Annotated in this window: 10 protein-coding genes; 4 read left to right on the plus strand and 6 right to left on the minus strand. The window is 36.0% G+C overall.

Annotated features, from left to right (window positions below):
• From ACN4EE_RS20485 to ACN4EE_RS20510, 6 genes are all read right to left on the minus strand, one after another.
• The coding region (locus tag ACN4EE_RS20485; RefSeq protein ID WP_431708366.1) for a MerR family DNA-binding transcriptional regulator at positions 1–165 on the minus strand (165 nt) is incomplete at its 3' end.
• A gap of 160 nt (positions 166–325) precedes the next feature.
• On the minus strand, positions 326–922 hold the full coding sequence (locus tag ACN4EE_RS20490; RefSeq protein ID WP_431708356.1) for a Uma2 family endonuclease: 597 nt from the start codon (positions 920–922) through the stop codon (positions 326–328).
• Positions 923–1,126: 204 nt separating this feature from the next.
• Positions 1,127–2,065 carry a LysR family transcriptional regulator gene (locus ACN4EE_RS20495; protein WP_431708357.1) on the minus strand — a complete coding sequence of 313 codons (939 nt, stop codon included), beginning with the start codon at positions 2,063–2,065 and terminating at the stop codon, positions 1,127–1,129.
• Between the two features lie 137 nt (positions 2,066–2,202).
• On the minus strand, positions 2,203–2,376 hold the full coding sequence (locus tag ACN4EE_RS20500; RefSeq protein WP_431708358.1) for a hypothetical protein: 174 nt from the start codon (positions 2,374–2,376) through the stop codon (positions 2,203–2,205).
• Between the two features lie 115 nt (positions 2,377–2,491).
• Positions 2,492–2,782 (minus strand): coiled-coil domain-containing protein, encoded by a 291-nt coding sequence (locus ACN4EE_RS20505; protein ID WP_431708359.1) that lies wholly within the window; start codon positions 2,780–2,782, stop codon positions 2,492–2,494.
• A gap of 136 nt (positions 2,783–2,918) precedes the next feature.
• A complete protein-coding gene (locus ACN4EE_RS20510; RefSeq protein WP_431708360.1) occupies positions 2,919–3,776 on the minus strand; it encodes a formylglycine-generating enzyme family protein in 858 nt (285 codons plus the stop codon).
• 584 nt (positions 3,777–4,360) lie between these two features.
• Between ACN4EE_RS20510 and ACN4EE_RS20515 the strand changes: the two genes are divergently transcribed.
• The 4 genes from ACN4EE_RS20515 (at position 4,361) to murQ (ending at position 9,582) form a co-directional block, all read left to right on the plus strand.
• On the plus strand, positions 4,361–6,832 hold the full coding sequence (locus tag ACN4EE_RS20515) for an ATP-dependent Clp protease ATP-binding subunit (RefSeq protein ID WP_431708361.1): 2,472 nt from the start codon (positions 4,361–4,363) through the stop codon (positions 6,830–6,832).
• Between the two features lie 355 nt (positions 6,833–7,187).
• A complete protein-coding gene (locus ACN4EE_RS20520) occupies positions 7,188–7,877 on the plus strand; it encodes a TIGR04283 family arsenosugar biosynthesis glycosyltransferase (RefSeq protein ID WP_431708363.1) in 690 nt (229 codons plus the stop codon).
• Positions 7,878–8,020: 143 nt separating this feature from the next.
• Complete coding sequence (locus tag ACN4EE_RS20525; RefSeq protein WP_431708364.1) at positions 8,021–8,407, plus strand: DUF3110 domain-containing protein; 387 nt, start codon at positions 8,021–8,023, stop codon at positions 8,405–8,407.
• Between the two features lie 281 nt (positions 8,408–8,688).
• A complete protein-coding gene (murQ, locus tag ACN4EE_RS20530; RefSeq protein ID WP_431708365.1) occupies positions 8,689–9,582 on the plus strand; it encodes an N-acetylmuramic acid 6-phosphate etherase in 894 nt (297 codons plus the stop codon).
• Positions 9,583–9,641: the final 59 nt, after the last annotated feature.

Genomic DNA, 9,641 nt, shown 5'->3' on the forward strand with positions numbered 1-9,641 from the left:
GGTAAACGATAGCTCTTTTTTGACACCTAATAATTGATTTAAGTCATATCTACGATGACCATTAGCGGTACGTTCAGGAATCAAAATACCCTCAGTCTCCCACCTTCTCAATGTTGAGGTACTAACACCTTTTAACTTGATAACGCATAATCTGATCTGTAAAATTACGGCTCATCTGAATTATTATAATCTAAAAAATAATGTTTCTCACTTCTCGATCGATAAATATAACGCTCTTTTAATCTTCTTTTGTTTTTGTGGAAAGTCAATTAAAATTTTTTCTATCTTCAATAAAAATTTATGAAATAAAAAGTTTGAAAAAACATTATTCCCCAACATTAAAAACAACTCTTTGATATAAATTTTGTAGGGTAATTTCTAAGGGTAAAGATTCTAATTTTAAAACAGTTTCTTTTCCTATATAATCACTTAAAACCCATTTTCCCTCTTGATTTTTGGCAAATTGTTTCACATAATATTGATATTGATCAATTAAGATATATTCCTGTAAATCTGAAATCGATCGATAAGCGTCAAATTTATCGGTTTGGTCATAATTTTGTGTTGATTTAGATAACACTTCCACAATTAACAAGGGATTTTTGATAGAAGTTGTGCCTTTGCCCTGATATATGGGTTTTCCCTTCACTACTATCACATCAGGATAAGTATAACGGTTATATTGCTCGATAAATAAGCGTACATCACTGATATAAACTTGATAATCTTCTGCACTGAGTTGGGTAAATAAAAATGAAGCAATGGTTAATGCTAAAGTATTGTGATTAGTTGTACCTCCAGTCATTGTAATAATTTCTCCATCATGGTATTCGTGTTTTTCTTCGGCGGTTTCTTCTAAGGCAAGGTATTCGTCAACACTATAATATTTTTGTTCTGTTTTAGGCTCGATCGAGATTATCATAATACAATACTTTTTGTGTATGTTATATTTATTCAGTGAGGGAATAAAAGATATTGACAAAGAGAGGGAAGGAAGAAAAGGAATTTTTGAAAGACTGAAATTATGAGCTTGTTAAGTATATTTTTTGATTGTATCAAAATAAGCTAGAAAGCATTTAGTAGTGACGACAGGCAAAAGGGAAGAAGCAAAAGTAATATTATTCCCCTAGTCTCCCAGTTTCCTAGTCTCTCTATCTACTAATTTATTCACATCGTAGATGAGGTTAAAAAAGTCTCTCACGGTGGGAATTTGCAAACGATCTTTTGTGGTAATTAGTACCACTTCCCTTGTCAATGTGCGAAGGCTATCTAATCCTAAATCGATCGAAATCACTGCTAAACTAGGATCATTAATGGATTCGTGTAAGGCTAATTCTGGTAATAGTGCGATTAAATTACCCTGTCGAATCACTCCCCGAAAAGCATCTAAAGTATTTAATTCCATCGCTACATCTAAGTCTAACCCCTGACTAGCAAAAATTTCTTGCACTATGCGTTGCATTCCGTAGCCATCTTTAAAAATAACTTGAGAATATTGGGCTAAATCGTTAATGGTGACGCTTTTTTGTTGCGCTAAAGGATGATTATTCGAGGTTAAAACTTTAATGGGTTCGTGGTATAAATGTTTCACCACCATTTCTGAACTGGATGTTAGATATTTATTATTCATCACTAAAGCTATATCCACTAAACCATCCCTTAATACTTTCAAGGCTCGATCGCTACCTAAAGCCGTCACTCGTAGTTGCACTTGGGGATGACTTTGGCAAAAACTTTGTAAAATAGGGGGTAAATAATAGGCACAAACCGAGTGAATCGCCGCTACACATAATTCAGTTTGTTCACCTCCTAGTAACTCTTGGATTCTTTCTTCTACTTTTTCCCACTCTTGACAGATACGCCTTGCATGAGGCAAAATCCTCTCTCCTGTTATGGTGAGTTTAGCTTGGGCTTGACGATGAAAGAGGGGGGTTTTAAGATGATCTTCTAAACCCTGAATTTGACGGCTAATAGTGGATTGCGTAACTCCACACAATTTAGCGGCTTGTCCAAAACTTCCCGTTTCACTAACTGCTAAAAAAGCCCTGATTTGCTCAATTCTCATATATATTTTCTTCTTTCAAATGACGTTATTGCTAACGGATTGACACCACAAAACAACGCAAAAAATATTGAACTGAGATAGTTATTAATTCCTTGCTTTGTTAATATATCAAGAATTTTACGATCGAAATCTATATGTCAAGGGATGATCACAGAGTTTGATGGTGTAGAGTTAGAGTTAGGTGGTTGAGAAAAATTAGTAATCAGTAATAAAGGCAATGTTAAGGTTGTAACGGCGATAGCAGTACCTAAAATTTCTATTGTTATCTGCCTAGGGGTTTTCTTTTTCCTAGAAGGTTCACCAGCTTCCATATATTTGTCGATCGAAATAAAAAGTAATAAATAAATTTTGTTGTTAATTACTAACTATCATAGCAATTATCTTTCAACAGTGAACGTTAACAGTGAACAAAATAGTGTATAGTTTTTAATTCTTAATTCTTAATTCTTCATTCTTCATTCTTATTAGTTTTTCGTCAAGTTTCGTTACATTAATTTTGATGTCATTAACTTCATTCGCTAAGTGATCAATTTTCGTGTTTATTCTTTCTTCAACTCGATCGATTTTGTCATTGAGTTTGTCTATTTTCCCTTCTAACCCTTCTTCAACTCGATCGATCTTATTATTTAGCTTATCGATTTTGTTATCTAGTTTATCGATTTTGCTTTCCAAACGGGTAAAAATATCCGCAATGTTGACTTCTACAGTTGGATTCATTTTGCCTCCTAAATTTTAAATAACAATACCTACGCACATCTAATGATATTCTGTCATTCCGAGGGAATCTCAATCTTTTGATTTTTAGTACAAGTGCTTAACTTCTAAATTATACTTCTAAGAAAAAAGATTTTGTTCAACCATCACAAGCGACTCGAAAACCGATCAATTTCCCCTTAAATTGCGGTAATGTCCACAATCTTACCCCCGATCGACAATAATAAGCAGTATCATCCCATGAACCGCCCCTAATTACTCTAGGTAATTCTTCTTCGTCTTCCTCCTCCTCTGATGTATTTAACCAAGCACTACCATCTGTGGGAGCATCAATGTAATTTTCGAGCCAATGATCTTGACACCACTCCCAAACGTTACCATGAAGATCATATAAGCCAAAATCATTAGCGTAAAAACTACCCACATCAGTAGTTTCTTGTTTCCATTTTCCAGCGCCTCCCTCTCCATAACCATAACTAGCTTTATAATTCGCTAACTCTGGAGTAATACTTTTACCGAAAGAAAAAGGGGTATTAGTACCAGCCCTACAAGCATATTCCCATTCAGATTCTGTCAAAAGACGAAATTTTTTTTGAGTCAGGGAAGATAATTTTTCACAAAAATTCTGGGCATCAAACCACGAAATATTTTCTACTGGTTTATTGTCTCCTTGAAAAAAAGACGGGTTTTCATTCATCACCGCTAAATATTGACTTTGAGTGATGGGATATTTACTAATAAATAACGGCTCGATCGAAACTTCATGTTGAGGTGTTTCATCTTTACTTCTGCCCTGTTCGCTTTCGGGAGTCCCCATGATAAACTGTCCCTTGGGAATATATATCATTTCTAATATAATATTTTCTGTCAGTTGTACCTGAAAATAATCTCCTTCTTTTTCCACTTTATTTAAGCTCAAAGTAGCGGAACTATGATTATTAAAAGTTGTTAAATTTATAGTGACAACCTGATACTTATATTTTTGACAATTCTTCATAACTTTCAGGGTTTTTCCATGTTTAGAGATGATTAACTAACTAATTATAACCTAATTTTAAATTATAATTTCTAATTTATCTTACTTGAAAATATCCTCAAAAACAACTTTAATTTCCCGTAAGTAAGAAAATAAAGATTCTTTAAGTAATTATACTCGATCGAACCTTTTAATCTTGAATAATCATAGTTTTATTTCTTTATTACTAGATAGTATTTTAGGTAAATTTTCGATTGTTATTAATAGGTTTTTTAACAAAAATTTACAAAAAATATTTTCAATTTTACGGATATAAATTAATATTTTTAACTAAAATTTTACATATCTTATCAAATCTTCATAAAATATAGCTTTTTTTCTCACAATCTCTAAGTATAATAACAGAAGAATATAAATTAAAACCAAGCATTTTTTAAACGAGAGAAAAGTTCCTAAATCGATGTCAATAGATGGTGCTAAAGAATTTTTAAAATAGTGTGTATGCTGATTACCGAACTAATTACTGTGTTTACTAGCACATACTAACCCTAATCCTGTGCTAAAATCAGCTATTAAACGTGGCATAGGGTGAGTAAAGAAAAATTATGTTTGAACGCTTCACAGAAAAGGCGATCAAGGTGATCATGTTAGCCCAAGAGGAAGCTCGTCGCTTGGGTCATAACTTCGTAGGTACTGAGCAAATTCTGCTCGGTTTGATTGGAGAAGGGACTGGTGTCGCCGCCAAAGTCTTGAAATCTATGGGGGTTAACCTCAAAGATGCTCGGATCGAGGTTGAAAAAATTATCGGTCGAGGTTCTGGCTTTGTAGCGGTGGAAATTCCCTTTACTCCCAGAGCTAAACGAGTTTTAGAGTTATCTTTAGAAGAGGCTCGTCAATTAGGACACAATTACATCGGTACTGAACACCTACTGCTCGGTTTAATCCGTGAGGGAGAAGGGGTTGCCGCTAGAGTATTGGAAAATCTTGGGGTGGATTTGGGTAAAGTCCGTACTCAGGTTATTCGTATGTTAGGGGAAACCGAAACTACTCCTGTAGGTGTGGGCGGTGGTAGTCGATCGAACAAAACTCCAACTTTGGATGAATTTGGCTCAAATTTGACCATCATGGCAACGGAAGGAAAATTAGACCCCGTAGTCGGTCGTCAAAAAGAAATTGAACGTGTTATCCAGATTCTCGGTCGTCGTACTAAAAACAATCCTGTCTTGATTGGTGAACCGGGGGTAGGTAAAACCGCCATCGCCGAAGGTTTAGCCCAACGCATTGCGAATAAAGACGTTCCTGATTTACTTGAAGAAAAAAGAGTCGTCACCCTTGATATTGGTTTACTGGTAGCAGGTACTAAATATCGTGGGGAGTTTGAAGAGCGCCTCAAAAAAATCATGGACGAAATTCGTCAAGCTGGAAACGTTATTCTGGTTATCGATGAAGTTCATACCTTAATCGGTGCAGGGGCGGCAGAAGGTGCGATCGATGCGGCAAATATTCTTAAACCTGCTTTAGCAAGGGGTGAACTGCAATGTATCGGGGCGACAACCCTTGATGAGTACCGCAAACACATCGAAAGAGATGCGGCTTTAGCAAGACGTTTTCAACCCGTTATGGTGGGTGAACCTAGCGTAGAAGAAACCGTAGAAATTTTATTCGGTTTACGGGAACGCTACGAGCAACATCATAAACTCAAAATCTCTGATGAAGCCCTTTCGGCGGCGGCTACTCTGTCCGATCGATATATCAGCGATCGTTATTTACCCGATAAAGCCATTGACTTAGTGGACGAAGCAGGATCAAGGGTTCGTTTGATGAACTCTCAGTTACCCGCCGAAGCCAAAGAGTTAGACAAGGAATTGAGACAGGTTTTAAAAGAAAAAGACGAAGCTGTAAGATCCCAAGACTTCGATAAAGCAGGAGAACTGCGCGATCGAGAAATGGAAATCAAAGCAGAAATTCGTGGTTTAGCGGATCAGAAGAAGAAAAATCCTCAAGTTACCGACAGTCCAGTAGTAACAGAAGAAGAAATTGCTCACATCGTAGCTTCTTGGACTGGTGTACCCGTTCAAAAACTCACAGAATCCGAAGCCGAAAAACTCTTAAACATGGAAGACACTCTCCATCAAAGAATTATCGGTCAAGAAGACGCTGTAAAAGCCATTTCACGAGCTATCAGACGGGCAAGAGTAGGCTTGAAAAACCCCAACCGTCCCATCGCATCCTTTATCTTCTCTGGACCTACAGGGGTAGGAAAAACCGAACTTACCAAAGCCTTAGCGACTTATTTCTTCGGTTCAGAAGAAGCCATGATTCGCTTAGATATGTCTGAGTACATGGAACGTCATACGGTATCCAAACTCATTGGTTCACCTCCGGGTTATGTCGGTTACAACGAAGGCGGACAATTAACCGAAGCCGTGCGTCGTCGTCCTTATACCGTAGTTCTCTTTGATGAAATCGAAAAAGCACACCCCGACGTATTCAACTTACTCTTACAAATCCTTGAAGATGGACGCTTAACCGACTCCAAAGGTCGTACCGTTGATTTCAAAAATACCTTGTTAATTATGACCTCCAACATCGGTTCAAAAGTCATCGAAAAAGGAGGCGGAGGATTAGGTTTTGAACTAGAAAGCGATCAGTCAGAATCTCAATACAATCGTATTAAATCCTTAGTTAACGAGGAATTGAAAAACTACTTCCGCCCTGAGTTTCTCAATCGTCTCGATGAAATTATTGTCTTCCGTCAACTCAATAAAGAGGAAGTCAAAGAAATTTCCGAACTCTTGCTCAAAGAAGTCTTTGCCCGTTTAACCGAGCAGGAAATCTACTTACAAGTGACAGACAAATTCAAAGAGCGTTTAATTGAGGAAGGATTTAATCCAGCCTATGGTGCGCGTCCATTACGCCGTGCGATTATGCGTCTGTTAGAAGATGTATTAGCGGAAGAAATTCTCTCGAAACGTCTCCAAGAAGGTGATACCGCCTTAGTGGATATTGACGAAGATGGAAAAGTTGCGATTAAAGCGCAAAGAGAAAATCCTTTATTAGTCAAAGCTGGTGTTTAATCAATTTTGTCAATAATGGAAACAATCCATATTCAGAGACAGCACAATAGAAGTTATATCTTTTGAAAGTATAAAGTATAATAAAAATTTGTCTAATTAGTTCATTTCAGGGAGTCATACTCCCTTTTTTTATGGATAGTTAAACAATATTATAGCAATTCTCGTTTTGGTGAGGTACAAAAATTGTCGTTGAAAGGCAAGAGGCAATAAAAAATGTAGCTCATAATTTTAAAAACCGCTATATTTCAGAACTTAGTCATTCTCAACTTAATATAAATATATTAGCTAATCTCGATCGTTATCGTGGTGAAGTGAAAAATTCTTTCAATTCTTATGTATTCTAGTTTTATCGATAATGCCCATTAATCTTAGCGTTATTATTCCCGTTATTAATGAAGAAAAAAACTTAGTTAAAATTTTAGTAAATCTCGAAAAACATCCCGATATTGAATTTATTTTTGTCGATGGAGGCAGTCAAGATAATACTGTTAAATTGATTAAACAAGCTGATTTTCAAGTAATTTTATCTCCTATTTTACGCCGTAGTTATCAAATGAATTTAGGGGCAGACAATGCCCAAGGCAAAATATTATTATTTCTTCATGGGGATACTTTATTACCTCAAAATTATGGTCAAATAATTAATGATATAGTTAACAAAAAAGATTTTATTTTAGGTGCTTTTGCGTTAAATATTGATTGCAAAAAACCTATTTTTCGTCTGTTAGAAATGATGGTAAATGCTCGATCGAACTATCTATCATTACCCTATGGAGATCAAGGAATTTTTCTTAAAAAAGAAGTCTTTGAACAATTAGGAAAATATCAAGATATAGCCATTATGGAAGACTTTGAATTAGTCAAAAAAGCTCAAAAATACGGTAAAATTTATATAGCTAAATCAGCAGTAACGACATCATCAAGAAGATGGAATAAACTAGGCATTATCAAAACTACTTTGATTAATCAATTAATAATTATGGGTTACTATCTTAAAATTTCTCCTGAAAAATTAGCTCTTTTTTATCGTCAAATGAAAAAGTAAATTACCAAAAAATTATGAGATTATTTAGCACAAAATCCAAGTATTTAATTAAACTCTAAATAAATCTTAATAGACAAGAAGAATCATCAATATTAAAATGAATCTTAGAAGTTAAAATCAATTAATATTAATAAATAGTTTAAATGCGAATATACGTTTTATTATATAATTCAGGTACAGCTAACGAAGGAATCCACACCCTGCAAATTGGCGATCGAGACTTTGTATTAATGTTTGAATCTGAAGATGATGCAACTCGTTACGCTCTACTATTAGAAGCGCAGGATTTTCCTACCCCTTCAGTAGAAGGAATCGAGCAAGATGAAGTGGAAGAATTTTGCGTATCCGCAGGTTACGAGTCAAAATTTATCAATGAAGGAATGTTAGAAATCCCTCCAGAGAGAAACGTTGAGCAAACCGACTGGAATGAAGACGGCACTTATTCTTCCCCCGAATCAGAATCATCTGAAATCGATATGTCAGCTTTTGAATTAGAACGCATCCGCCGTCAACTCGAAGGACTGTTGTAAGAATTAAGAATTAAGAATAGTTTTAGTCGTTAATCAATAACCCACCGTGTAATGAATGAGTCTGTTGGCGAAACATTTTGTTACAAAAATTTGACAAAATCAAAGATTTGTGCTTACAAAATAATTGAGGTAATATCTCATCCCTCACCAAGAAATAAATTTCATGGCTAATAGCTACCGTCTGCTAAAGCGACTCTATCCACTATTCATTATTATTCATGATTTACTATTCACTATTTACTATTCACTATTCACTATTAACTATTCACTATTAACTATCTATGAATCGTGGTCATTTATTAACAGAACAGATTAACACGGCTAGTGTTAACTTAGATCAACTTTCGGCTTTAGAAATTGTTGATTTATTCAATCAAGAGGATCAAAAAACCATTGATGCGATCGCACAGGCACGACAAGAGTTAGCCCAAACCATCGACATCACCGCTCAATCCTTACGGAAGGGGGGGCGTTTATTTTACATCGGAGCGGGTACTAGCGGACGTTTAGGGGTGCTTGATGCCGCCGAATGTCCCCCCACCTTCTGCACAAATCCCGACATGGTACAGGGCATTCTAGCAGGGGGTGAATCCGCTCTGGTAAAGAGTTCGGAAGCCCTTGAAGATCGATCGATCGATGGTGCTACGGCTATGCTCGATCGAGGTATAGGTAACTTAGATGTTGTGGTTGGAATTACGGCTGGAGGCACAACTCCCTATGTGCATGGGGCGCTGGAGGAAGCCAAAAAACTAGGGGCGGTTACGGTTGCCATCAGTTGTGTACCAAAAGAGCAGGTTTCAATTCCTGCGGATATTGATATTAGATTGTTGACAGGGGCGGAAATTTTAGCAGGTTCAACTCGTTTGAAAGCAGGTACGGTTACAAAAATGGCATTAAACATTATTTCTACGGGGGTGATGGTAAAGCTAGGTAAAGTCTATGGTAATCGCATGATTGATGTTTCTGTAACTAATAGTAAACTAGAAGATCGCGCTTTGAGAATTATTAGCGATTTGACGGATTTGAGTAGGGAGGATTCGATCGAACTGTTAAAAGCCAGTGGATATAAGGTAAAATTAGCATTATTGATGCACTGGAGTAAAAAAACTAAAGACGAAGCCGAAATTTTATTAACCAAAAATGATGGAAACTTGCGCCAAAGTCTTTTGAATTAAGAATTAAGAATTAAGAATTAAGAATTAAGAATTAAGAATTAAGAATTAAGAATTAAGAA

The organism is Geminocystis sp. CENA526 (assembly GCF_050753365.1).
Taxonomy (GTDB): Bacteria; Cyanobacteriota; Cyanobacteriia; order Cyanobacteriales; family Cyanobacteriaceae; genus Geminocystis.